Source organism: Actinomadura sp. NEAU-AAG7, from assembly GCF_018603865.1.
GTDB lineage: Bacteria > Actinomycetota > Actinomycetes > Streptosporangiales > Streptosporangiaceae > Spirillospora > Spirillospora litoris.
Genome location: NZ_JAHFZY010000004.1, coordinates 28,706 through 53,432, shown reverse-complemented (window position 1 = coordinate 53,432; position 24,727 = coordinate 28,706). Strand labels below are relative to the sequence as shown.

At 74.1% G+C, this 24,727-nt stretch carries 21 protein-coding genes and 1 pseudogene; 10 read left to right on the top strand and 12 right to left on the bottom strand.

Translation table 11 applies throughout. The features are described from left to right. Positions 1–1,692: a serine/threonine-protein kinase gene (locus KLI87_RS19200; RefSeq protein ID WP_173391016.1), complete on the top strand. Its 1,692-nt coding sequence runs from the start codon at positions 1–3 to the stop codon at positions 1,690–1,692. 83 nt (positions 1,693–1,775) lie between these two features. Here KLI87_RS19200 and KLI87_RS19195 read toward each other — a convergent pair whose 3' ends face one another. The 8 genes and pseudogenes from KLI87_RS19195 to KLI87_RS19160 all read right to left on the bottom strand — a co-directional run bounded on the left by KLI87_RS19195 (position 1,776) and on the right by KLI87_RS19160 (position 10,820). Beyond that, the gene (locus KLI87_RS19195) at positions 1,776–2,444 is read right to left on the bottom strand and encodes a bifunctional DNA primase/polymerase (protein ID WP_156222202.1); all 669 of its coding nucleotides are present in this window, start codon (positions 2,442–2,444) and stop codon (positions 1,776–1,778) included. A 148-nt stretch (positions 2,445–2,592) separates the two neighbouring features. Next, the gene (gene hemB / locus KLI87_RS19190) at positions 2,593–3,573 is read right to left on the bottom strand and encodes a porphobilinogen synthase (protein WP_214618154.1); all 981 of its coding nucleotides are present in this window, start codon (positions 3,571–3,573) and stop codon (positions 2,593–2,595) included. 61 nt (positions 3,574–3,634) lie between these two features. Further along, positions 3,635–5,266: a uroporphyrinogen-III synthase gene (locus KLI87_RS19185; RefSeq protein WP_156222206.1), complete on the bottom strand. Its 1,632-nt coding sequence runs from the start codon at positions 5,264–5,266 to the stop codon at positions 3,635–3,637. Continuing rightward, positions 5,253–6,212, bottom strand: a complete 960-nt coding sequence (gene hemC, locus KLI87_RS19180; RefSeq protein ID WP_308166078.1) for a hydroxymethylbilane synthase — start codon at positions 6,210–6,212, stop codon at positions 5,253–5,255. Before hemC ends, KLI87_RS19185 begins: the two co-directional genes overlap by 14 nt. A gap of 343 nt (positions 6,213–6,555) precedes the next feature. Further along, a pseudogene (locus KLI87_RS19175) lies at positions 6,556–7,875 on the bottom strand (glutamyl-tRNA reductase); the annotation flags it as partial. Positions 7,876–7,978: 103 nt separating this feature from the next. Then, complete coding sequence (locus KLI87_RS19170) at positions 7,979–8,713, bottom strand: redox-sensing transcriptional repressor Rex (protein ID WP_214618153.1); 735 nt, start codon at positions 8,711–8,713, stop codon at positions 7,979–7,981. A 308-nt stretch (positions 8,714–9,021) separates the two neighbouring features. Then, positions 9,022–9,285, bottom strand: coding sequence for a glutaredoxin family protein (locus tag KLI87_RS19165; protein WP_214618152.1), 264 nt, complete (start codon positions 9,283–9,285; stop codon positions 9,022–9,024). Beyond that, on the bottom strand, positions 9,282–10,820 hold the full coding sequence (locus KLI87_RS19160; protein ID WP_214618151.1) for a putative quinol monooxygenase: 1,539 nt from the start codon (positions 10,818–10,820) through the stop codon (positions 9,282–9,284). Before KLI87_RS19160 ends, KLI87_RS19165 begins: the two co-directional genes overlap by 4 nt. A 225-nt stretch (positions 10,821–11,045) precedes the next feature. Between KLI87_RS19160 and KLI87_RS19155 the strand changes: the two genes are divergently transcribed. From KLI87_RS19155 to KLI87_RS19140, 4 genes are all read left to right on the top strand, one after another. After that, positions 11,046–11,672 carry a sigma-70 family RNA polymerase sigma factor gene (locus KLI87_RS19155; protein WP_214618150.1) on the top strand — a complete coding sequence of 209 codons (627 nt, stop codon included), beginning with the start codon at positions 11,046–11,048 and terminating at the stop codon, positions 11,670–11,672. A gap of 237 nt (positions 11,673–11,909) precedes the next feature. After that, positions 11,910–12,086, top strand: a complete 177-nt coding sequence (locus KLI87_RS19150; RefSeq protein WP_156222212.1) for a hypothetical protein — start codon at positions 11,910–11,912, stop codon at positions 12,084–12,086. A 75-nt stretch (positions 12,087–12,161) separates the two neighbouring features. Beyond that, positions 12,162–13,058 carry an HAD family phosphatase gene (locus KLI87_RS19145; RefSeq protein WP_156222214.1) on the top strand — a complete coding sequence of 299 codons (897 nt, stop codon included), beginning with the start codon at positions 12,162–12,164 and terminating at the stop codon, positions 13,056–13,058. After that, a complete protein-coding gene (locus tag KLI87_RS19140) occupies positions 13,058–16,243 on the top strand; it encodes a BTAD domain-containing putative transcriptional regulator (RefSeq protein WP_214618149.1) in 3,186 nt (1,061 codons plus the stop codon). Before KLI87_RS19145 ends, KLI87_RS19140 begins: the two co-directional genes overlap by 1 nt. Here the strand turns inward: KLI87_RS19140 and KLI87_RS19135 are convergent. Together KLI87_RS19135 and KLI87_RS19130 are read right to left on the bottom strand one after the other, a co-directional pair. After that, on the bottom strand, positions 16,227–16,994 hold the full coding sequence (locus tag KLI87_RS19135; RefSeq protein WP_156222217.1) for an ABC transporter permease: 768 nt from the start codon (positions 16,992–16,994) through the stop codon (positions 16,227–16,229). The two genes, KLI87_RS19140 and KLI87_RS19135, sit on opposite strands and share 17 nt — an antisense overlap. Beyond that, complete coding sequence (locus KLI87_RS19130) at positions 16,991–17,947, bottom strand: ATP-binding cassette domain-containing protein (protein WP_214618148.1); 957 nt, start codon at positions 17,945–17,947, stop codon at positions 16,991–16,993. Before KLI87_RS19130 ends, KLI87_RS19135 begins: the two co-directional genes overlap by 4 nt. A 134-nt stretch (positions 17,948–18,081) precedes the next feature. Here KLI87_RS19130 and KLI87_RS19125 point away from each other — a divergent pair, with 134 nt between their 5' ends. Next, positions 18,082–18,861 carry an SGNH/GDSL hydrolase family protein gene (locus KLI87_RS19125; protein ID WP_214618147.1) on the top strand — a complete coding sequence of 260 codons (780 nt, stop codon included), beginning with the start codon at positions 18,082–18,084 and terminating at the stop codon, positions 18,859–18,861. A 90-nt stretch (positions 18,862–18,951) separates the two neighbouring features. Continuing rightward, the gene (locus tag KLI87_RS19120) at positions 18,952–19,236 is read left to right on the top strand and encodes a hypothetical protein (protein ID WP_214618146.1); all 285 of its coding nucleotides are present in this window, start codon (positions 18,952–18,954) and stop codon (positions 19,234–19,236) included. Positions 19,237–19,254: 18 nt separating this feature from the next. On the opposite strand, the gene KLI87_RS19115 is transcribed toward KLI87_RS19120, so the two are convergent. Beyond that, the gene (locus tag KLI87_RS19115; protein ID WP_250904054.1) at positions 19,255–20,151 is read right to left on the bottom strand and encodes a class I SAM-dependent methyltransferase; all 897 of its coding nucleotides are present in this window, start codon (positions 20,149–20,151) and stop codon (positions 19,255–19,257) included. 269 nt (positions 20,152–20,420) lie between these two features. On the opposite strand from KLI87_RS19115, the gene KLI87_RS19110 reads away from it, so the two are divergent. Then, positions 20,421–20,831 carry a hypothetical protein gene (locus KLI87_RS19110; RefSeq protein ID WP_214618145.1) on the top strand — a complete coding sequence of 137 codons (411 nt, stop codon included), beginning with the start codon at positions 20,421–20,423 and terminating at the stop codon, positions 20,829–20,831. Positions 20,832–21,052: 221 nt separating this feature from the next. Next, a complete protein-coding gene (locus tag KLI87_RS19105) occupies positions 21,053–22,654 on the top strand; it encodes a hypothetical protein (RefSeq protein WP_214618144.1) in 1,602 nt (533 codons plus the stop codon). A 22-nt stretch (positions 22,655–22,676) separates the two neighbouring features. Here KLI87_RS19105 and KLI87_RS19100 read toward each other — a convergent pair whose 3' ends face one another. Next, the gene (locus KLI87_RS19100; protein ID WP_214618143.1) at positions 22,677–23,486 is read right to left on the bottom strand and encodes a methyltransferase domain-containing protein; all 810 of its coding nucleotides are present in this window, start codon (positions 23,484–23,486) and stop codon (positions 22,677–22,679) included. A gap of 256 nt (positions 23,487–23,742) precedes the next feature. On the opposite strand from KLI87_RS19100, the gene KLI87_RS19095 reads away from it, so the two are divergent. Then, positions 23,743–24,717 carry a threonine/serine dehydratase gene (locus tag KLI87_RS19095; RefSeq protein WP_214618142.1) on the top strand — a complete coding sequence of 325 codons (975 nt, stop codon included), beginning with the start codon at positions 23,743–23,745 and terminating at the stop codon, positions 24,715–24,717. The last annotated feature ends 10 nt before the right edge of the window (positions 24,718–24,727 follow it).

Genomic DNA, 24,727 nt, shown 5'->3' with positions numbered 1-24,727 from the left:
ATGGCTTTCACCGTGGTTGACGGCTGGACGGTCCCGGGCTTCACCCACGAGCGAGAGCTCAGCGGCGGCGCCTCAGGCCGGGTGGTGCTGGCGGTCGACGACCTGACCAGCACGAAGGTCGCCATCAAGTACTTCGGCGGGCGGCAGGCCGACGAGGCGTTCCGGGCGCGGTTCCGCGCGCTCTCGCGGCCGCTGTCCCAGCTTGAGGACCCGAACGTGGTCGACCTCTACGACTTCGTGGAGACCGCCGAGGGCGCCGCGATCGTGATGGAGCGCGTCGAGGGCGTCGCGCTGCGCCGGATCCTCGCCGCGCAGGGCCCCACCGGCCCCCTGGCGGCCCTGTCGATGCTCGGCGGGACGCTGCTCGGCCTCGCGGCCGGGCACGCGCGGGAGATCGTGCACGGCGCGCTCAGGCCGTCCAACGTGCTGGTGGACGGGCAGGGCAACGCCCGCCTCGCCGACTTCGCGACGGCGCCCGCCGGCACCGAGACGGCCGCGGGCCCGGCCTACGCGGCGCCCGAGCTGTGGGACGGCGCGCCCGCGAGCGCCGCCACCGACCTCTACGCCGCCACCGCGGTCTTCTTCGAGTGCCTGACCGGGCGCCCGCCGTTCGCCGGGCGGAACATGGCCAAGCTGCACCGCGAGGGCCCGATCCCCGCCGAGGAGGTCCCGGGCCCGCTGCGCGGCCTGATCACCCAGGGCCTCGCCAAGGACCCGGACGAGCGTCCGAAGTCGGCGGCGGACTTCCTCGGCGCGCTGGAGGACGCGGCCGTGTCGGCCTACGGGCCGTCCTGGGAGGCGCAGGGCCGCGGCCGCCTCACCGAACTCGCCGCGCAGGCGGCGGCGCAACCGGAGCCCAAGCCGAGGCCCGCGCGCGGCAGCGGCCGCAACCCGATCGTCGCGGCGGCGGGCGCGGCGCCCAAGGCGGGCGGCGGGCGCGGCCGGTGGATCGCCGTGGCGGCGGCCGTCGTCGTGGTCGGCGTCGTCGCGGCGGGCGTCCTCCTGCTCGGCAAGGACGGCGAGTCCGCCGCGCCCGACCCGACCCCCGCGCAGAGCAGCACCCCGCAGCCGAGCCTCCCGGCCGGCGGCGTGGACCCGGCGCCGCTCGTCGCGAGCATCGACCAGTCGACCGCGCGGGCCGGCGGCGCCCGGTTCACCTACCGCCGGACGGGCGCCGGCGGCCCCGCCGCCGGACGGGGCGGCTTCACGCTGGTGCAGGGCGGCCCGGCGTCGTACTCGATGTCGCTGTCGGGCGCAGGGGGGACCCGCAAGGCGGCCCAGGCCGTCGTCGTCCGCGACGTCGTGTACCTGCGGGCGGGCAAGCGGTGGCGGCAGGCGCCGGCGGGCGGGCGCGGCTACCCCGCGCTGGCCGAGCAGATCCGGCTGGGCAGCTCCGTCCCGGCGATGACGGCGCTGCTGCGGTCGGCGACGGCGCTGCGCAGGTCCGGCGACGTCTACCAGGGCGAGGCGCCTCCCGCGCGGCTCGCGCAGGACCCGGGCTCGGGCCCGCTCTACGCGGAGATGGCCCGGGCGACCGGCGCCACCAAGATCAGCTTCGCGGTCCGGATGGACGGCGGGCTGCCCGTCAAGCTGTGGGTCCGCGCGCAGGACGCCGCGAAGAAGCGCACGCAGATCCTCTCGGTCTCCTACTCGGGCTGGGGGCACGCGGCGCCGGTCAAGGCCCCGCGCTGACCCCTCGGCCCGCGCCGGGCGGCTGAGCCGGTCTCAGGCGGGCTCAATCGGTCTCAGGCGGTCTCAGGCGGTCTCAGGCGGTCTCAGGCGTCCGCCGCCGCGTCCTCGCAGCTGTCGGAGAGCACTTCGAGCAGCCGCAGGGGGTCGGGGAGGCCCCCGCCCTCGGCGGCGCGCTCCGGCGCGCGCAGCCAGCCCACGTCCCGCCCGTGGGGCAGGACCGACGGCGGCGCCACCACGTAGCTGTCGCGGCAGTGCCAGCGCATGCCGGGGGTCGCGGTGACGGTCTCGGGCGAGGTGTCGAGATGGCAGGACCACCACTCGTCCTCGTCGGCGGGGGCGCCGCGCGTCGCGACGAAGAACAGGTGCCGCTCGCCGCCGACGCTCGCGACGGGCCCGACCGGCAGGTCCTCGCGCGCGATCCGCTCCAGCGCCCGCGCGCCCGCCGCCGCCGGGACGTCGAACACGTCGAACACCCGGCCCGTCGGGAGGATCAGGTTGGCGCGGGGCCGCTCGGCCCACCACCGCCGGATCGCGGCCGGGTCGACGCTCGCCTCCAGCGCCCACGCGGCCGACACCGGGTGCGCGCCCGGGTCGGGACAGCCGATCCGGTCGCACGAGCACGCCCGGTCACCGCCGGCCGGCGGGTGCGCCCCGGGGAAGCACGGCCAGCCCAGCGCGGCGTACTCCAGCGCCGCCGCCGCCATCCGGTCGCGCGCCGCCCGCTGCCGCCTGCTCCCCGTGACCGCCAGCATGTCCGCCCCCCGTTTCCCAACGTCGACCGTGGGTTCCTCTTAGGACGATGATGCCGCCGCTCCGCCCCCGGGCACACGGCAACCCCCGGTAACCCACCCTAAGTAACTAGGGGATTCTGGGTAACCGGGGGTCAAAGGCGCATGCGGATCAGAGCGCGCGGGCCACCTCGGTGGCCCAGTAGGTCAGGATGATGTCGGCGCCCGCGCGGCGCATCGAGACCAGCGACTCGTGGATCGTGCGCTCCCGGTCGATCCAGCCCCGCTCGGCGGCGGCCTCGACCATCGCGTACTCGCCGCTCACCTGGTAGGCGACGACGGGCACGTCGACCGCGTCGCGGACGCGGCGGACGATGTCGAGGTAGGCCCCCGCGGGCTTCACCATGACCATGTCGGCGCCCTCGTCGAGGTCGAGGAAGACCTCGCGGAGCGACTCGTCGGCGTTGGCCGGGTCCTGCTGGTGGGTGGAGCGGTCGCCGAACTGGGGCGCGCACTCGGCGGCCTCGCGGAAGGGGCCGTAGTAGGCCGAGGCGTACTTCACCGAGTAGCCGAGGATGGAGACGTCCTGGTAGCCGGCGCCGTCGAGGGCCTCGCGGATCGCGCCGACCTGGCCGTCCATCATCCCCGAGGGGCCGATCACGGCCGAGCCCGCCGCCGCCTGCGCGACCGCGATCGAGGCGTAGCGCTCCAGCGTGGCGTCGTTGTCGATCTCGCCCGCGCCGGTGAGGACGCCGCAGTGCCCGTGGTCGGTGTACTCGTCCAGGCACAGGTCCGTCATGACCACGGTCGCGTCGCCGAGATCGGCGCTCAGGTCGCGCAGCGCGAGCTGGACGATCCCGGCCGGGTCGTCGGCGCCCGAGCCCGTCCCGTCCTTCACGGCGGGGATCCCGAACAGGATGAGCCCGCCGACGCCCGCCTCGACGGCCTCGTGCGCGGCCTTGCGGAGGCTGTCGCGGGTGTGCTGCACCACGCCCGGCATCGACGCGATGGGCTGCGGCTCGGTGATGCCCTCCTTGACGAACATCGGCAGCACCAGCTCGGCGGGGCTGAGCCGGGTCTCGGCGACCATCCGGCGCAGCGCGGGGGTGCGGCGCAGGCGCCGGGGGCGCGCGACGGGGAACTGAGCGGTCATCGTCCTTCTCCAGCTCTGGGCGTGTCTGGGCTACGTGCGGCCGGGCCGCCTCGCGGCCGGGCTACTTGCGGCGGCGGGCCCCCCGGCGCATCTGGCTGGGCTTGCGCAGCGGGTCCCCCGCCTCGATCTGGGCCGCCCTCCGCTTCGCACCGTACTCGGCGAGCGCCTCGGCGAGCGCGGAGACCGACGGCCGGTCGGCCATGACGTCCACCCGCAGCCCGTACTCCTCGGCGGTCTTGGCGGTCTGCGGCCCGATGACGGCGATCACCGTGACGTTGTGCGGCTTGCCGGCGATCCCGATGAGGTTCTTCACCGTGGAGGAGGAGGTGAACAGCACCGCGTCGAACCCGCCGCCCTTGATCGCCTCGCGGATCGGCGCGGGCGGCGGCGCGGCCCGGACGGTGCGGTAGGCGGTCACGTCCTCGCACTCCCAGCCCAGCTCGGTGAGCCGGGCGATGAGGGTGTCGGTGGCGATGTCGGCGCGCGGCAGCAGCACCCGGTTGATCGGGTCGAGGTCCTCGTCGTAGGGCGGCCACACCTCGGCCAGGCCCTCGCTGGACTGCTGCCCGGTCGGGGTGAGGTCGGGCTGGATGCCGAACTCGACCAGCGCGGCGGCGGTCTGCTCGCCGACGGCGGCGACCTTCAGCCCGGCGAACGCGCGGGCGTCCAGGCCGTAGTCGACGAACTTCTCACGGACGGCCTTGACCGCGTTGGTGGAGGTGAAGACCACCCACTCGTACCGCCCGGTGACCAGGCCCTTGACGGCACGGTCCATCTGCTGGGGCGTGCGGGGCGGCTCGACGGAGATCGTCGGGACCTCGTCGGGCACGGCCCCGTAGCCGCGGAGCTGGTCCGACAGCGAGGCGGCCTGCTCCTTGGTGCGCGGGACGAGCACGCGCCAGCCGAACAGCGCCTTGGTCTCGAACCACGACAGCCGGTCGCGCCAGCCGACCACGTCCCCCACGATGATCATCGCCGGGGACTCCATGCCCTTGGTGTCGGCGACCAGCCGGTGCAGCGTCGAGACGACGGTCTCCTGCTCGGTGGTGGTGCCGAGGCTGGTCATCGCGGCGGGGGTGCTCGCCGGGCGGCCCGCCGCGACCAGTCCCTTGACGGTCTCGGGGAGCGTGTCCTCGGCGCCGAGGATCACCAGCGTCGCGGCCGGGTCGGCGAACCGGTCCCAGTCGACGCCGCCGTGCGAGGCGTCCACGACCCGGACCTCGCGGTGCTTGGCGTCGGTCAGCGGGATGCCCGCGTAGCCGGGGACGCCGGTCACCGCCGACACGCCCGGGACGACCTCGAACGGGACGCCCGCCTTCGCGAGCGCGCCGCCCTCGTCGGCGAGCCCGCAGCCGAGGCCGGGGTCGCCCTGGAACAGCCGGACGACCCGCCGCCCCGCCTTGGCGGCGCGCGCGGCGAGCTTGGCCGGGTCGCCCTCGGCGGAGTCGATGATCTCGGCGTCCGGGCGGCAGTAGGCGAGGATCTCGGCGGGGCAGTGGGCGCGGCCGACGATGACGGTGTCGGCGCGCTCCAGCTCGGCGGCGGCGCGCAGGGTCAGCAGGCCGGGGTCGCCGGGGCCGACGCCGACGATGGCGACGGTGCCGGGATCGGCCGTCCTGCCGCCGACCGGCACGTGTCTCGTGGTCTTGGCGGCGGCCCGCTGGGTCGCCGGGCTCTGGCTAGCGGGGCTCAATGTCGCGCTCCCCCATCAACTGGTCGGCCCCCTGGGCGAGCAGCCGGTTCGCGAGTTCGCGCCCCAGCTCCCCGGCCCGCTGCGGGTGGCCGCTGGCGGACAGCCTGATCTGCCGGCTCCCGTCGTAGGCGACGACGGACGCGGTCAGGCGCAGGTTCTCTTCTTCTTCGGCAGCGTATGTTCCCACGGGCGCGGAGCAGCCCGCCTCCAGCACGGCCAGCACCGTCCGCTCGGCGGTGATCGCGCGCCGGGTGGCCGGGTCGTCGACGCTGCCGAGCAGGGCGCGCAGGTCCTCCCGGTCGGCGCGGCATTCGAGCGCGAGCGAGCCCTGCCCGGGGGCGGGGAGCATCTGGTCGGGGTCGAACACCTCGGCGACGGCGTCCAGCCGTCCGAGCCGCCGCAGCCCGGCGTGCGCGAGGACGACCGCGTCCAGCTCACCGCCCGTGACCTTGCGGAGCCGGGTGTCGGCGTTGCCGCGGATCGGCACGACCTCCAGGTCGGGACGCAGCGCGCGCAGCTGCGCGGCGCGGCGCGGCGAGCCGGTGCCGACGCGGGCGCCGAGCGGCAGGTCCGACAGCTTGGCCGGCCCGCACAGGGCGTCGCGCGGGTCGTCGCGGGCCGGGGTCGCGGCGAGCGCGATCCCGTCGGCCTCGCCGGTGGGCAGGTCCTTCAGCGAGTGCACGGCGAAGTCGATCTCGCCGGACAGCAGCTTCTCGCGCAGCCCGTTGACGAAGACCCCGGTCCCGCCGATCTGGGCGAGCAGCGCCTTGGAGACATCACCCTCGGTCGTTACCCCGACCAGCTCCACGGCATGCCCGGTACGCCGCACGAGGGCGTCCGCGACCTGCTGCGACTGCGTCATCGCCATCAGGCTCTTGCGCGTGCCCAGCCGCAACGGCCTGCCGTCGTCCCCTGTACCGCTGCCTGCCCCGCCTGTACTGCTCACTGCCCCGCTCCGCCCGTCCACCGGCGGGTCGGCCGGACGCCGCCGCCGTTCACGTCTGGTCTCCTTCGCGCCGCGGGTCGCGCCCGCTCACCGCGCGCACGCTCGCGGCCTGCGCGGTGACGGCCTCGGCGGTCACCCCGCCGGCCCCCTCGATCGCCTCCACCGCGTCGATCGCCCGGCCCGCGTCGACCGGGCCGCCGCTCAGGCAGTCGGCGTCCGCGCATTCCTCCCGCATGCCCGATTCCACCGTAGGGGCGGCGGGCGCCGAGCGCGCGGCGCCGTCCCGGAAAGCGGCCGTCCCGGGGGAGATCCGCCGGGACGCCCGCCCCGACTCCCGCGCCGCCTGCGGCTCCCCCTCACGCATGTCGGCGCGCGCGACGGCCTCGGGCGCCTTCGGGTCCAGGTCGAACAGCTCGCGGAGCGCGACGGCGTAGGAGTCGCCGCCCGGCGCCGCCGCCAGCTCCTTGACCCGGACGGTCGGCGCGTGCAGCAGCTTGTCCACCACGCGCCGGACGGTCTGGTCGATCTCCTTGCGGGCCCGCTCGTCCAGTTCGGGCAGCCGCCCGCCGAGCCGGGCCAGCTCCGACCGCACGACCTCGGCGGCCTTGCTGCGCAGCGCGACGACCGTCGGCGCGACGGCGGCGGCGCGGGCGGCGCCGAGGAACGCGGCGACCTCCTCGCGCACGATCGCGCGGGCGGCCTCGACCGCCTCGGGTCCGATCGCCCTGCGGGCCTCCTGCGCGGTGCGCAGGTCGTCGAGCCCGGCGAGCGCCGCGTCCGGCAGGTCGCCGACGGCGCGGTCGATGTCGTGCGGGAGCGCGAGGTCGAGGAAGAAGCGGCGGCGGCCGTCGGCGCCGACGCCGCGGGCGCGCAGCCGGTCGGCGGTGAGCACGAGGCCCGCCGCGCCGGTGCAGGAGACGACGAGGTCGGCCGCGGTGATCGCCTCGTCCAGCGCGGCCAGCTCGATGGCGCGCGCGGGGACCTCCAGCGACTCCGCGAGCCGCACCGCGCGCTCGTGCGTGCGGTTCGCGACCACGACCTCGCAGGCCCCGGCGCGGCTCAGCGTCGCGGCGGCCAGCGAGCTCATCGACCCGGCGCCGACAACGAGCGCGCGCACGCCCGCGAGCGGCCCGAGGTGCCGCTCGGCGACCTCCAGGCCCACGCTGACCAGCGACGCCCCGGCCTTGTCGATCCCGGTCTCGTGGTGGGCGCGCTTGCCGACCCGCAGCGCCTGCTGCAGGACGTCGTGCAGGTCGCGGCCGAGCGTCCGGTGCTCCTGCGCGAGCCGGAACGCCTGCCGCATCTGGCCGAGGATCTGCCCCTCGCCGACGACCATCGACTCCAGCCCGCACGCCACCGCGAACACGTGCTGGACGGCCCGCTCCTCGTAGTGGACGTAGAGGTACCGGGTGAGGTCCTCCAGCGGGACGCCCGAGTGCAGCGCGAGCGACTCGGAGATCGCCGAGACGCCGCCGTGGAACTTGTCGACCACCGCGTAGACCTCGACCCGGTTGCAGGTCGAGACGATGGCGGCCTCGGCGACGTTCGCGGCGCCGTGCACGGAGGTCAGCAGCTTGGCCAGATCGTCCCCGGTCACCGCCGTGCGTTCGAGCACGGCCACCGGGGCGCTGCGGTGACTGAGCCCCACGACCAACACGCTCATACCGTCTCTCCCGCCATCAAGCCTCTCCCACCGTCGAGCACGTCAAGCCTCCGCCGGCGTCAACGCTGTCAATCCCAACGCCGCCGACGTCACGCTTCTGCCGTCACGCCTCTACCGCCTCCACGTACTGCGCGGGGCCGGGTGGGTCCTCGCCGCCGCCCGCGACGGGTTCATAGTCCCCCGGGCCCCCGGCCTTGCGCTGCTCGTGGAAAGCGAGGATCTGCAATTCGATGGACAAGTCGACCTTACGCACGTCCACACCCTCCGGAACGGAGAGTACGACAGGCGCGAAGTTCAGAACACTCGTGACGCCGGAGGCGACCACCCGGTCACACACGCCCTGCGCGGCACCGGCCGGCGTCGCGATCACGGCGATCGAGACGCCGTGCTCGGCGATCATCTCCTCCAGCCGGTCGATGTGCGCCACGGTCTTGCCGGAGATCTCCTGGCCGACGATGGCCTCGTCCGCGTCGAGCAGGCCCGCCACCCGGAAGCCGCGCGAGGCGAAGCCGCCGTATCCGGCCAGCGCACGACCGAGGTTGCCGACGCCGATGATGGCGACGACCCAGTCCTGGGTGAGGCCGAGCTCGCGGGAGATCTGGTAGACGAGGTACTCGACCTCGTAGCCGACGCCGCGCGTCCCGTACGAGCCGAGGTGGGACAGGTCCTTGCGGAGCTTGGCGGAGTTCACGCCGGCGGCGGCGGCCAGCTCCTCCGACGAGACGGTCGCCACCTCGCGCTCCTGGAGCCCGGTCAGGGCCCGCAGGTACACGGGGAGCCGCGCGACGGTCGCTTCGGGGATGCCGCGGTCGCGCTGGCGGTTCTGTCGAGGTGTCACGGCCTGCTTCTTCGGGGCTCGACGCTGGGGACGGGGCCGGTGCACCCCTCACCCCGGCTCGCCTGGCCGGGCCGCACGGCCGCGGCCTGACCGCCCCAGGGCTATTGACCAGGTTAAGCCTTTGTGAATACGCGCACAAAGTGGCCCCCCGCCAACGAGATCATCGCTGGCCAGGCCCGGCGCGCGGGAAGCCCCGCCCAGCAGGGACCATCGGACCGTTCCGCCGGACGCGGCGCCCCCCGGACGCCCGCCGGATGTGACCGACCAGACACCCGAAACGTCCCCGATCGAGGGAATCGCGGGGCGGACTACCGCGGGGCGCGCAGTTTCTCGACGGCGGCGCGGAGCCGGTTCTCGTCCACCCGCCAGAAGTCGTGCTGGACGCCGTTGATCAGCGTGACCGGGATCTGCTCCCAGTAGAGCCGGGTGTCCTCCTCGGAGCGGGTGATGTCGCGCTCCTCCCAGGGGACCTCCAGCTCGCCCGCGACGCGCTCGATCACCGCGCGGGCGTCGTCGCACAGGTGGCAGCCCGGCTTGCCGAGCAGCGTGATCATGATGGGCCGCACCGTCATCTCCCCGGGAACTCCGGCGCGCCCGGCAGCGGGATCTTGGCGGCGCCGAGCCGCAGCTCGATCACGTTGGTCGCCAGCACGTGCGTGCGGGACTCGGCGAGGAAGCGCTGCAGGTGCGGCTGGCGCCGGTGCGCGGCGAAGGCCGCCTCGTCGCGGAAGACCTGGTAGAAAATCCGCTGCGTGGGCGCGCCCACCACCTCGTGCGAGGCGAACACGACGGTGTCGGGCTCGGCCGCCCGCGCCGCCTGGACGAGGTCGGCGGCGAGCCGGTCGAAGGCGTCCTCGCGCCCCTCCAGCAGCGTGTAGACGGTGATCTGGCCGCAGCCGCCCGGCAGGTCGGCGCCGCCGAACCCGCCCGGCAGACCCCCCGGCAGACCGCCCGGCAACCCGCTCGGCAGGCCGCCCAGCGGGTTCGCGAGCGCGCCGCCCGGCGGGGCGGGCTGGGGCAGGGCGCCGCGCAGGCCGTCGATGGAGGTCGGCCCGGCCGGGTCGCCGGACGGGTCGTCCAGCGGGCCGAGCGCGTCGGGGAAGCGCAGTTCGTCGGCCGGAGCCTGCTCGGGGAAGCGCAGCTCGCCGCGCTTGGCCTGGGGCTGCCGGCCCGGCGGCGGCACCGGCGGGAGGGGCGGCGTCACGGGCGGCGCCTGGGCGGCGGCCAGCTCGCGCGGCTGCGCGGCCGGAAGACCCTGCTGCTCGAACCCCTGCTGTTCATAGCCCTGCTGCTCATAGCCCTGCTGCTCGAACCCCTGCTGCTCGTACCCCTGGTCCCCATAGCCCTGGTCCTCGTACCCCTGGTCCTCGTAGCCGGTCGCGGGCTCGTCCCGGTACTGCCGGTCGTCCCGCCGGTCGTACTCGTCGTCGTAGCCCCCCTCGCCCTCGTAGCCGGGGGCGATGCGCATCGCGCCGTACCAGACCAGCCCGGCGGCGGCGCCCAGCGCGATGATCGCGATCGGCGCGGGCAGCAGCCCGCGGCTGCCGCTGACCACCAGCACCCCGGCGAGCGCGAGCAGCGCCACCGGGATCAGCAGCTCCCCGGCCTCGCGGTCCTGCTTGGAGGCGAGCCAGGCGGTGACGCCGGTGCAGCCGACGAGCGCGATCACCGCGACCACGTGCGCGCCGTCGATGAGCAGCAGCGGCAGCGCGTCGTAGGTGTCGCCCGGCTTCGGCAGGCTCTTGCTCAGCGACCCCTTCAGCGGGTCGACCATGAGGATCACGAGCGCGACGAGCGTGTAGGACACCGCGAACAGCCACGCGGCGAACCGCACCTGCACGTACCGCGCGATCAGCTCGATGATGCCGAGCGCGAGCCAGACCGGCCCGATCATCGCGGCGCCGAGTTCGGCGACGCGGAACAGCGGCCCGTTGAACCCGGCCAGGAAGCCCACGCCCATCGACAGCAGCGCGAGCGTCAGCCCGACCTGGGTCACGGACCAGCTGATCAGGTAGAGCAGCCGGTCCTTGTAGGCGCGCGAGATCAGCAACCCGGTGGCCAGTAAGGCACCCAGGGCCGCCAGCAGCGCGAGCAGAGCGTCGACCATCGCGCCCCATGGTGCCCGATACGGGGGCGTGACGGGTAACCGCTTTCCGGTCCGGCGTCCGAAACCCCGGGAAACCGCCGGTGCGGACCCTCGCGTCCGGCGACCCGCCGGGTGCCCGTCCGGTGCCCGCGCGGACCCCAAACCGCCGACCATTGCCCGCCGTACCTTTCGGTATCTAGAGTGGCAAAACACGCCGGAGGTCGCGTACGCCCCGAGGAGAACTGCATGAGCAGCTTGACCCTCGATACCCGGGTCGTCCCGCTACGCCGGCCCACCCCGCGGGCCGAGCCGGGGGCCGACCGGGCCGCGACGCTCAAGGCGCTGGTGCTGCGGGCGAGGGACGGCGACGCCGAGGCGTTCGGCTCCCTCTACGACCACTATGTCGAACTGGTCTACCGGTACGTCTACTACCGGGTCGGCGCCCATTCCCTTACCGAGGACCTGACGAGCGAGACGTTCCTGCGCGCCCTCCGCCGGATGCCGGACTTCCGCTGGCAGGGCAAGGACTTCGGCGCGTGGCTGGTCACGATCGCGCGGAACCTCGTCACCGACCACTTCAAGTCCGGCCGGTACCGGCTGGAGGTCTGCACGGCCGAGCAGGTCGAGCCGGACCTCCCGCAGGAGGGCCCGGAGCGCGCCGTGATCGAGGCGATGACGAACCGGACGCTGCTCACCGCCGTCCGCCGACTCGGCTCGGAGCAGCAGGAGTGCGTGGTGCTGCGGTTCCTGCACGGGCTGTCGGTCGCCGAGACCGCGCTCGTGATGGGCAAGAAGCCGGGCGCGATCAAAGCGCTCCAATACCGGGCCGTCCGGTCTCTGGCCCGGATGCTGCCGGACGATCTACGCTATTGACCGGTGTTATCGGGTGGTATCGACCCGTGTGATGGGCCGGGGTGACGCATGCCGGCGCGGCGCCGCGTGACCTGCCGGAACGTGACACACCGGTGCGCCCCGGGCACCACTGGACGGCCCGTCCGACCCCCTCGGACGGCCGGTCCGATGACGGATTGCCCGTAACCCGGCCCGCCCCAGGGTCGTTCTCGCGGGCAGGAGAGCGCTTTCGCGCCTGGATCCGCAAGGGAGCGGCCGGTGAGAACCAGGCGAGGCAAGATCGTCGAGAAGGGTGGCGCGCTGGCGCGGCTGCGGACGAGCGGGGACGGTCCCGACCCGCGGTTCCGCGCCGACCTGCGCGAGCGGCTGATGGCCGCCGCCGGTGGGCACGGCGAGGACCACCGCAAGGACAACCGCACGGAACCCGTCGAGTAGGGGCAGGTCGACCAGGAGGAGACCGGGAGGAGATCGGCACGTCGCGCGTGGGTCCGGGTGACTAGGCTCGGGCCCATGCGGCAAATCTGGCGGCGTGGGCTGTTCTGGCAGCGCGGCAGGCACGAGGACCACGTGAGCGCCGGGGAGGCGGCGGCCGCCGCCGCGGCGGCCGCGACGCCCCCGCCGCCTTCGCCCGACCCGGCCGCCGCCGCGTTCTTCGACGTCGACAACACGATGATGCGCGGCGCGTCGATCTACTACTTCGCGCGCGGCCTCGCCGCCCGCCGGCTGTTCACGCTGCGCGACCTCGCCACGTTCGCGTGGGGGCAGGCCGCGTTCCGGCTGCGCGGCACGGAGAACTCCGAGCACATCGGCAGCGCGAAGGAGGCCGCGCTCGCGTTCGTCGCGGGGCAGCACGTCGCCGGGATCGTCAAGCTCAGCGAGGAGATCTACGACGAGGTGATGGCCGACCGGATCTGGCACGGCACCCGCACGCTCGCGCTCGGCCACCTCGACGCGGGCCAGCAGGTCTGGCTGGTCACCGCGACGCCGGTGGAGGTCGCCCGGACGATCGCGCACCGGCTCGGGCTGACCGGCGCGCTCGGCACCGTCGCCGAGACCCGCGACGGCGTCTACACCGGGCGGCTCGTCGGGAACCTGCTGCACGGGCCCGCCAAGGCCGAGGCGGTCCGCGCGCTCGCCCAGCGCGAGGGCCTCGACCTCGCGCGCTGCGCCGCCTACAGCGACTCGGTCAACGACCTGCCGCTGCTCACCGCCGTCGGGTATCCGCATGCGGTCAACCCCGACGCCGAACTGCGCGAGCACGCCAGGCGGAACGGCTGGCCGATCCACGACTTCCGCACCGGGCGCAAGGTGACGATGGTCGCGCTGCCCGCCGCCGCCGGGGCCGGCGCGCTGGCGGGCGGGGTCGCGGCGGGCATCGCGCTGCGCAGGCACTACCGAACCGGCTGATGGCCGTCGAGCTGGCGCTGCTCACGCGGGTCGCCTGCCGGGGCCGCGAGATCACGGGCCCGCGGCTGCGGGACCTGCTCGCGCTGCTGGCCGCCGAGCCGCGCGCGGGCGTCGCCGCGTCCCGGCTGGTGGAGGGCCTGTGGCCGGACGGGCGGCCGGAGAACCCGGCCAAGGCGCTCCAGGTCGTCGTGTCGCGGGCCAGGTCGCAGCTCGGCGCGGACGTCATCGCCAGCACGCCGTCCGGCTACCGGCTCTCGCTCGCCGAGGACGCGGTGGACGCCTCGGCCGTGCTGCTCGCCGCGTCCGCCGCCGCCCGGTCCGCCCGCGACGGCGGCCACGCCGCCGCGCTCGCGCACGCCGACGCGGGCCTCGCCCTCTGGGAGGGGGTCCGCCCCGAGGCGCCGCCGGGCGACGACCCGGTGGCGGTACTGCGCGCGGCCCGGATCCCGACGTACTGGACGCTGCTGCGCGCCCGCGGCCTGGCGCTGTCGCGGCTCGGCCGCCGCGCCGAGGCGGCCGACGCGCTCGCCGCCCTGGCCCGCGTGTACCCGAGGGACGAGGAGGTCCTGCGGGAGCTGCTGCGCTGCGAGGCCGCGACGGCGGGCGCGGCGGCGGCGCTGGCCCGCTACGAGGGGTACCGGCGCGCGCTGCGCGAGGACCTCGGCACCGACCCGGGCGCGGCGCTGCGGGCCGTCCACCAGGAGCTGCTGCGGGACGCGGCGCCCCCCGTGCGGCGCGGCGTCGCGCACGAGCCGAACCCGCTGCTCGGCCGGGAGGACGACACCGCCGCCGTCCGCGCGCTGGTGCGCGCGTCGCGGGTCACCTCGATCGTCGGTCCGGGCGGGCTCGGCAAGACACGGCTCGCGAACGCGGTCGCGCGCGGCGCCGAACAGCGCTCGGTGCACCTGGTGCCGCTCGCCGGGGTCGCGCGCGACGAGGACGTCGCCGGAGAGGTCGCGTCCGTCCTCGGCGCCGGCGACACCCGGCTGACGCCCGGCCGCGCCCCCGGGCACGCCGGGCCGGCCCCCGGTGGGGGGACGCACTCCCGGAACGGCCTCGTCTCCGGGATCGCCGAGGCCCTCGGACCGGGGCCGGCGCTGCTCGTCCTGGACAACTGCGAGCACGTCGTCGGCGGCGCGGCCGACCTGGTCGGCGCGCTGGTGTCGCTGACGCGGGACGTGCGGGTGCTGACCACGGGCCGCGCGCCGCTCGGGCTGTCGTCGGAGTCGGTGTACCCGCTGCCCGAGCTGGACCTCGCGACGGCCGTCGAGCTGTTCCTCCAGCGGGCGCGGGCGGCACGGCCGCGCGCCGACCTGCCCGCGGACGCCGTCGAGGACATCTGCCGCCATCTGGACGGGCTGCCGCTCGCGGTGGAGCTGGCGGCGGCGCGGGTCCGGGTCATGTCGGTCCCGGAGATCGCGCGCGGCCTCGGCGACCGGTTCGCGCTGCTGCGCGGCGGCGCCCGCGACGCGCCGTCCCGGCACCGGACGATCCACGCCGTGGTCGACTGGAGCTGGGCGCTGCTCGACCCGTCCGGGCGGGCCGCGATGCGGGCGCTGTCGGTCTTCCCGGGCGGCTTCACCGCGGCCGCGGCGCGCCACCTCGTCGGCGGCGACGTCCTGGCGGTCCTGGCGGACCTCGCCGACCAGTCGCTGCTCAAGGTGTCCGACACCGGGGCGGGCGCGCGGTTCCGGATGCTGGAGACCGTCCGCGAGTTCAGCGCGGCCCGGCTCGCGGAGGCGGGCGAGGAGGCGCGCGCGGTCGACGGGCTCGTCGCGTGGGCTCAGGGGTTCGGCGCCGCGCACCACGCCGCGCTGTTCGGCGCCGAGCCGTTCGCGACCGGGGAACTGGTCCGCGCCGAGCAGGACAACCTCCAGCTCGCCCTGCACCACGCCCTCGACCGCCGGGACGGGCCCGCCGTCGCCGCCGTGACCGCCGTCCTCGGCTGCCTGTGGACGGTCGAGTCCGCGTTCAACCGGCTCGCCGCGCTCACCGCCGACACGGCCGGGGCGCTGTCGCGGTTCCGCCCCGGGCCCGAGCACGTCGAGGTCGCCCGGTCGGCGCTGACGCTGTGCGCGATGACCGGCCTGGTGCTGGACGGGCCGCGCCCGACCCGCGCGCTCGTCGCGCTGCGCCGCCTGCCGCCCGTCCCGCCCACGACCGTCGGGAACGCGATCGCCACCGTCGTCCGGTCGCTGCCGGAGATCCTCGGCCGCGACGGCGCCGCGCTGGCGGAGATGTGCGCGAGCGGCGAGCCGCTGCTGGCGGGGGCCGCGAACGCCGTCGCGGGCTACCTCCACGAGAGCCGCGGCGACCTGGACGGCGCGATCGCCGCCACCGAGCGGATGGTCGGGGCGCTGGACGACCAGGAGGCGCCGTGGATGCGGATGGCCTCCCACTCCCGCCTGGGCGAGCTGTACATGCAGGTGGACCAGAGCGCCCGCGCGGAGCGCCACATGCGCGTGGCGCTGGACGTCCTGGAGGGGCACGAGGCGTGGGCCGACGTCATCGGCCTGCGCTGGGCCCTCGCGATCATCAGCCTCCAGCTCGGCGACCTGGACGCGGCCGAGCGCTGGCTGGAGGTCTCGTTCCCGCACGAGGCGGACGAGGCGTCCGGCACGCCCACCTTCTACCTCTGCGCCCGCGCCGAGATCGCCCTGGCGCGCGGCGACACCGCCGCCGGCCTCGCCCTGTGGCGGCGGGCCGCCGAGCAGCTGGACGACGCCGAACGCCCGCTCGCCTCGGCGGACCTCGACCTCGACCCGTTCACGCTGGAGACCCACAGCGCGGCGGTCGTGGCGCACGCCCGGCACGGCGGCATCGGCGCGGTCGAGCACATCGCCGACGGGCTCCCCGGCAGGCTGACCATGCTGCTCACCCTCCCCGAGGAGCGGATCCCGTCCTTCTACATGGACCAGCCGGTCTGCGGCGCGGTCCTGCTGGCGCTCGCGCTGACCGACCTGGCCCGCGGCCGCGAGCCCGCGCGGGCCGCGCGCATGATCGCGCTGGCGGAGCGGCTGCGCTTCATCCGCAACTTCCAGCCGACCATGTCCGCGCCCCTCGCCCGCCGCGCCGCCCAGGAGGCCGACGGGCCGGCGTACGCCGACGCGGTGTCGGAGTACGCCGGCCTCGACCGCCCGGCGCTGCGGTCCGCCGCGCTGGCCGTCCTCACCGAGCGCGGTTGAACAGCCGCTTGGCCAGCACGTAGCTGACGACCGCGATCCCGGCGCACCAGGCCACCGAGATCCACGCGTCCCGCCCGACGGGCGTGCCCATCAGCAGCCCCCGAAGCGTCTCGATCACCGGCGTGAACGGCTGGTACTCGGCGAACCACCGCACCCCGGCGGGCATCGACTCCGGCGGGACGATCGCGCTGCCGAGGAACGGCAGGAACTGGACGAGCAGCGGCGAGTTGCTCGCGCCCTCCGGGTTCTTCGCGACCAGCCCCATCACGACCGCGAGCCAGGTCAGCGCGAACGTCAGCATCGTCAGGAGGCCGATCGCGCCCAGCCAGTCGAGCACGGTCCCGTTCGTCCGGAACCCCATCGCCACCGCGACCAGGACCACCGCGAACGTGCTCAGCAGCGTCTGGATCATGCTGCCGGCGACATGGCCGGTCAGCAGCGACGAGCGCGCGATCGGCATCGTCCGGAACCGGGAGACGATGCCCTCGGTCATGTCGACGCACACCGACACCGAGGTGACCATGCAGCCCGACGCGACCGCCATCAGGATGATCCCCGGGGCGACGTATCCGATGTAGTCGTCCTTGGACGGCCCGCCGACCCCGGTCCCGAGCGCGTTGCCGAACACGCCGACGAACAGCAGCAGCATCAGGATCGGGGTCGCGATCGTCGCGATCGTCAGCGCCGGGTAGCGCAGCGCGTGCCGCAGGTTGCGGCGCAGCATCGTCGCCGAGTCGTGGAGCGCGTTCATGCCGAGGCCGCCTCGTTCTCGGGCCGCCCGGTCAGGGCGAGGAAGACATCGTCGAGGTCAGGGGTGTGCACCGACAGCTCGTCGACCTCGATCGAGTGCGCGTCCAGGCGGCCGAGCAGTTCCCGCAGCGCCCGCACGCCGCCGTCGGAGGGCACCTGGAGGGTGAGCGCCTCGTCGTCGCGCGTCCTGGTGCCGAGCGCGCGCGCCGCCGCGTCCAGCGAGGCGAGGTCGGCGAACCGCAGCCGCACGTGGCCGCCGGGCACCAGCCGCTTCAGCTCGTCGGGCGTCCCGTCGGCGACGAGGCGCCCGCCGTCCAGCACCGCGACGCGGTCGGCGAGCTGGTCGGCCTCGTCCAGGTACTGCGTCGTCAGGAAGACCGTCACCCCGCCCCGGACCAGCTCGCGGATGATCGCCCACATCGTCCGGCGGCTGCGCGGGTCCAGGCCGGTCGTCGGCTCGTCCAGGAAGATGATCCGCGGGCCGCCGATCAGCGTCATCGCGAGGTCGAGCTTGCGCCGCATCCCGCCCGAGTACGCCGCGGCCTGCTTGCGGCCCGCCTCGGCCAGGTCGAACCGCTCCAGCAGTTCGTCGGCGGCGCGCCGCCCGGCGGCCCGGCCGAGCCGGTGCAGGTCCGCCATCATGATCAGGTTCTCGCGGCCGGTGAGCAGCCCGTCCACCGCCGAGTACTGCCCGGTCACGCCGATGGCCCGCCGCACGCCCTCGGGGTCGCGGGCGAGGTCGCAGCCCGCGACGCGCACGTCCCCGGCGTCCGCGCCGATCAGCGTGGACAGGATCTGGACGGTGGTCGTCTTCCCCGCGCCGTTGGGGCCGAGCAGCGAGAAGACCGTCCCGCGCCGCACGTCCAGGTCGAGCCCGTCGAGGACGACCTTGTCCCCGAACGCCTTCCGCAGCCCGGCCACATGGATGGCCGTCTGCTCCACTGAGTTCGTCATGCCCCGAACCCTGCGGCGACCGCCCTTCAGCGCCCTTTCACACCGGTTTCACCCCTGCCCCCCATCATGATCATTTGCGGGTATCGTGCGGGTCAGGACGGCTTTAGGGCGGACCCCATCGTGGAGGCGGACCATTGCGCTACCTGCGGTACGTGGCGATCGGCGACAGCCAGACCGAGGGTCTGAACGACGGCGACGACAGGACCGGCTATCGCGGCTGGGCCGACCGGCTGGCCGAGACCCTGGCCGCCCGGGAACCGGACTTCCGCTACGCCAACCTCGCCGTCCGCGGGCACCTCACCGGGCGGATCCGGGCCGAGCAGGCGGGCGCCGCCCTCGCGCTGGAACCCGACCTGGTGACGGTCATGGCCGGGGTGAACGACCTCATCAGGCCCGGATTCGACGCCCGCGCCGTCACCGCCGACCTGGAGGCGATGTACGCCGATTTCACGGCGTCCGGCGCGCGGGTCGTCGCCTTCACCTTTCCCGACGTCGGGAAGATAGCCCCGCTCGTCCGGCACCTGCGCCCGAAACTCGTGGACTTCAACGCCCGGATCCGCTGGGCGGCCCGCCGCCACGACGTCGTACTGGTCGACACCTTTCCGCATTCCGTCACGACCGATCCCCGGCTGTGGAGCGGCGACCGCATCCACGCCAGTCCGCTCGGCCACGCGCGCATCGCGGCGGCGGTCGCCGAGGCCCTCGCGCTTCCGGATGCCGACACATCTTGGACGGCCCCCCTTCCGCCACTACCGCCGGTGCCGCAATGGCATCGCGCCCGCGCCGAAGCCACATGGGCCGCGACTTTTCTCGGCCCATGGGTGGTGCGGCGGCTACGCGGCCGCTCATCGGCGGACGGACGCATCGCGAAACGCCCCCGACTGGAACCGATCCGCATGAACGAACACCCCTGATGCCGCAACCGATCCCGGCCCCCCATTGTGGCGGCGGCTCCCACTCCCTAATTTGAGAGGAGAAAAAGCCGGATCCGCGAAAGGATCATCGTGCGCCTCACCAGCCTCGCCGTCGCCGCCACCGTGCTCGCGGGCCTGCTCTCGTCCGCGCCGGCCACCCCGGCCGCCCACGCGGGCGGCTATTACACCTGCTTCTTCGGCGAAAAGACCCCCGGAGACAACGGCTACTACAACCTCACCGCCCACAATTGCGACGTCAACGGCGTCGACGTGGTGATCAAGGTCATCAGCGGAGCCACCGGAAAACACCGCTGCCAGACGGCCTTCTCCTGGAACGGATTCGTCGACGCGAAACGCTGCCGCCCGGAACCCTGATCCGTCACGCCTTGCGCGTCATGCCTGGAAATGCCAGACGACCATCGCGGGCACTCCGGCGTTCGCGGCGCCCGCCGCCTCGGGAATCATGCGCGCCAGGCTCCACGGCCACAGTTCCCACGGGCCCGCCTCGCCGGAGGCCCCGTGCGAGGCGGCCAGCGGTCGAGGCTCCTCGCACCGCCGCAACCGCAGGCCCGCCGCCAGGGCCGCCCGCAGATAGTCCCCGATCGGGTGCCGGTGGGTCGCGAGTCGCGCGGGGCGGCCGTCGGTGTCGCGCACCGACGGCACCGACCCCCGCGCCACGGCCTCGGGGTGGACGTCGGAGATCACGAGATGCCCGCCCGGCCGCAGCACCCGGGCGAACTCCGCCATCACGGGCCCGAGGTCCGCGACGTGGGTCAGCGCGAGCGCGCACACGATCAGGTCCGCGGCCCCGCCGTCCACCGGCAGCCGATGGAGGTCGCCGAGCCGGAACTCCGCCTCCGGGACGCTCGCGCGGGCCCGGTCGAGCATGTCCGGTGAGCTGTCCACGCCGATGACCCGGTGCCCGCGTCCGACCAGGTCACGCGCGTAGCGGCCGGTGCCGCACGCCGCGTCCAGCGCCTCCCCCGGCGCGAGCCCGCCGAGGATCTCCGCGACGACGGGCCGGTCGATGCCGAACGCCGCGTTGCCGGGGTCGTCATAGGTCCCGGCCCACACGCCGTAGCCCTCGACGGTGCCGACCCGCCGCACCTCGGTGCCGAGGCCCGCCAGGGACTCATCGTCCAGCAGCCGCCGGACCTCGGCGAGCCGCTCCTCGACGAAGCGCCGGTCGCCCTCCCCCGTGAACGCCCGCAGCAGCGCGGCGCCCTCGATGCCGAGCAGGTAGGCCAAGGGATGCTCGTAGATCACCCGCGCGACCCTAACCACATCCATGCGGGCCAGGCCACCGATTTACCGGACAGAACCCGCCCCCGAACCGGTAATGAAAACCTCCCCGGCGCCGAACTTGACGACCACTCGGGCTCCGTCCACTTGTTCGGAACACGAAACGGAGAGCCCGTAAACCGCACCCCCGAATGACAAAAGACACCAAAACCAGAAAGGTTCACTTTTCCGGTAGGTGATCAATGCCGTGGGGTAGCCATACCGGTGTAGCGAGCGGTACCGCTCAGATCCCCTCGATACGGCAGAGGAGACAGCGCGTGGCAGTCACCAACATCACCATCCTGGAAGGCCAGGACCAACCTCCCCCGCCCGGCTGGCACAAGGACCCCACCGACCTCAACAAGGGCGCCGGCGGCGCCTACCTCTACCTCGCCTTCGAGACCGACGGCTCCGAGGAGGCGGTCAGCGACATCTACTTCCTCCTCTCCAAGGAGCAGGATCCCCCGGACGGCTACATCAAGATCGACACCGACCTCAACAAGGGCGCGGGCGGCGCCTACATTTATCTGACCTTCACCCGCACCGCCGACTACGCGCCCATCCAATACCTGACCGTCGTCTCCTCCTCCGACCCGAACGCCAACGCGCCCGACGGCTACACCAGGATCGACGTGGACCTCAACAAGGGAGCCGGAGGCAAGTACATCTACCTCTGCTACCGAAAGTAGGCCAGGCCGAGAAGAAGCACCGGGGTGGCCCACTGGAACGGGCCACCCCGCCCCAACCTTTTCCTCCAATGTTTCCGGCCGCTGACATCATCGGCGGTCGAGCATTTTCAGAAACCCTGGAGTGACCTAGAGTGATCGCGGAGACTCATTCCGCTAAATCGGCTTCCAGATGGTGAATTCGTCGATCGGGTGCGTCATGGATGGGCTAGGTTGCGGGTCCCATGGATGCGTTCTTGAAGGACGGGCACCCGACGCTCGGCAGCGTGCCGGGGCCCCTGGTCCTCGCCGGTCATGACGGGACGATCTGGGCGGCCGGCGGCGGCCGCGGCGAGAGCTCGGTGTTACGGTTCGGAGCCGAGGGCTGGCGCGCCTGGCCGATCGACGCCCACGGCGTGCGCGCGGTGCTGCCGCTCGACGACCGGACCGCCGTCGTCGCGGGCGAACACGGTTTCCTCGCGGTCATCGACACCGCGATCGTCGACTCCGCGGCCGACGACGAGGACGACGAGGGCGTCGTTGAGATCAAGACGCGGCAGGGCGGCTGCCTGTTCGGGCTGACGCCGATCGGGGACCTGATCTGGGTCACCGGGGAAAAGGGCTTCGTCGCCACGCTCGATCCGCGGACCCGCGAACTGCGCGCGCAGCCGCGATTCGATCGCAAGCGCGTCGTCCGCGCGGTGGCCGCCCCCGGCGGGGAGCCGGTGTTCGTCGTCGGCCGCCAGATACTGCGGCGCCTCCCCGACGGCACCGAGGAGACGGTCTTCTCCGGACACGCGCCGCTGACCGACCTCGCCTACTCGTCCGACGGCGGCTTCGCGGTGGCCGGCGACGCGGGCCAGCTCTACCTGGCCGCGCCCGGCGGGACGCCCGAGCCGTGCGACGGCGTTCCCGCGCTCGACATGGAATGCCTGAGCTACGATCCGCGCCGCGACCGCTTCGTGGTCGCCGGCGAGGACGGCTACGTCGGAGCGCTCGGCCGCGACGGCGCGTTGCGGCCGCTGCCCGCCGCGGAGCCGCCGTACCGGCTCACGAGCATCCTGCCCTGGGGCGACGGCCACCTCTATGCCGGCTGGGTCGAGCAGGGCCCGCCCTACCGGTTCCGTGGCGCGCTCTACTTCGACGGCGAGCACGCCCCGGACAGGGTGTACGAGGCGCCGCGCCAGGACTTCGGCCCGCCGAGGACGCGCACCGTCGGGCGCTCCGGCCGCCCGTCGCTCGCGGTCGACGCCTTCCAGCTGATCTCGTTCGACGAGGCCCAGCGGCGGATGCCCGAGGTCGAATGGCCGGACGAGGACATGTACTCGTTCGAGGAGATCCGGTTCTACGACGGCGATGTCCACGTCGCCGACACCGGCGCGCTGTTCGACGACCACCGGGACGACTACGGGGTCGCGATCCGCGGCGACCTGATCGTCGACGGGACGCTCGACGCCGTCGCGGGCGGCGACGCCTACGGCAGCATCCTGGCCGTCCAGGGCGACGTGTGGGCCCACGCGGCGCTGTTCCGCTACGGCATCAACGCCGCGATCAGCGGCGCGCTTGAGGTCGCGACCGTCGTGCTGTGCGACCACGGCGACGACGGCGGCCTTCTCACGGCCGAGGTGATCCGCGCCCAGGTGCTTCACTACTCGCTCTATTTCGCCAAGCCCGAGGCCAAGATCGACGCCTTCTGCGTCGGCAACGTCTACGGCGACCTCAGCTTCCCGCCGGGACGCGCCAAGGAGGTGTTCGTCGCCGGCGTGCTGGAGGACGGCTACCTGGAGGAGGACACGGCGGCGAACTGGCTGCGTGAGGGCAGGTCGATCCTGCGCGAGGCGAACTGAGACCGCCACCGCCTGGACGGCGTCAGGGAACGACCGGATTGGCGGGGGTGTCGAGCCAGATCGTCTGGCCCCGCGGGGTGACGGTGATCCCGAAACGTTCGCAGGCGGGTGCGCCGGTCTCGATCCACCGGGCCTTGTAGGCGTGCCGGTCGGGCTGGGAGATCCGCTGGCCGCGCAGCGGCATGAACCAGGAAGGGGCCACGAACCGGCCGTCCGCCCGCCCTCCGCCGCGCGCGGTGAGGCGGGCGAGCGGGCCGTCCGGGTGGAAGGTCGGAGCCCAGGGCACGAGCAGGAGCCCGCCCGGCCGCGTCTGCCGCACCCACGCGTGCGGCAGCTCCGCGGCGGCGGCGGTGGCGACCACCCGGTCGTAGGGCGCGCCCGCCGGGTCCCCGGCCTCGCCCTCCCCGGTGACCACCCGGACGGGGCAGCCGGCGGCGGAGAGCCTCAGCCGGGCCCGGTCCGCCAGCGCCGGGTCGATCTCGATCGTGGTGACGTTCTCCGGGCCGACGATCGCCGCCATCAGCGCGGCGTTCCAGCCGGTCCCCGTGCCGATCTCCATGACCCGGTGGCCGGGCTCCAGGTCGAGCAGTTCCAGCATCTCCCGCACGACGTGCGGGGCCGAGCACGAACTGGTGGGCCACACGCCCCTGTCGGTGGCCCCGTCGTCGATCTGGATCGTCACCGCGTCGCCGGACCGCACCAGGGCGCGCCAGCGGTCCGGGTCGTCCTGGCGGCGCAGCGGGACGGCCCAGCCGTCGTCGCCGCGGACCCAGACCAGGTCGGGGACGAACGCCTCACGCGGTACCGCGTCGAACGCCGCGTCGATGCTCACGTCCTACCCGAGCCGTCGCACCCCGGGCAGTCGATCTCCTGCTCCTGGTTGTCATTGTTCACCACGACCTTTCCATTTCCGCCGCACTTGCCGCAGTTCGAGGGATTCTCATGCTTGCCCATGGCGAAGATCCTTTCATGCGGACCGATTCGAATAGCCCATTCCTTCGGCCAGGCTAACCGAAGGTATTGCGGCGGGTACCGCGATCGGCGCCGCCCGCCTGGGCCGATTGTGCTTGCCGTTAGGGTGTTGTGTCGTGCTGGAGACGCGGCTTGATACTGGACGGATCCGGGCGGCGCGCCTGGTCATCGACCCCCTTTTCCTCGATACCCCGCTCTACCGGTGCGAGGGCCTGGAGCCCGGGCTCGGGTGCGCGGTCAGCGTCAAGCTGGAGACGGCCAATCCCGTCCGCAGCTTCAAGGGACGCGGGACGGAGCTGGTCGCGGGCCGGCTGATCGACATGGGCGCGCGGGACGTGGTGTGCGCCAGCGCGGGCAACCTCGGGCTGGCGCTCGCCTGGTCGGGGCGCCGGCGGGGGCTGAACGTCGCCGTCGTGGCGTCGAGGTCGGCGCCCGCGGCCAAGCTCGACCGGATCCGCGCGCTGGGCGCCCGGCTGGAGCTGGTGGACGGCGACTTCGACCAGGCCAGGGAGCGCGCCGTGGACATCGCGCGCGGCGACGGCGTCCGGCTGCTTGAGGACAGCCAGGACATCGAGACCTGCGAGGGCGCGGCGACGATCGGGCTGGAGCTGGTGGACGCGGCGCAGCCGGTCGACGCCGTCCTGGTCGCGCTCGGGGGCGGCGCGATGGCCACCGGCGTCGGGCATGTGCTGAAGGCGCTCGCGCCCGGGGTCGAGGTCATCTGCGTCCAGCCGGAGGGCGCGCCGGCGATGGCGCGGTCGTGGCACCGGCGGAGCGTCGTCACGACCGGGCCGACCGACACGATCGCCGACGGTGTGGCCGGGCGGCGGCCCATCAAGGCCGTGCTGGACGATCTGCTCCAGGTCGCCGACGACGCCGTCCTGGTCCGGGAGGAGTCGATCATCGCGGGGATGCGGGCGCTCCTCGACCACGCGGGCCTCGTCGTCGAGCCGTCGGCGGCGCTCGGGATCGCGGCGGTGCTGGAGGACCGCGAGCGTTTCGCCGGGCGCCATGTCGCCACCATCGTGTGCGGCAGCAACGTCGATCTGGATTCCTACCACCGCTGGATCGGCGCGGCGTCCATTCGCTGAGGCACCCCTA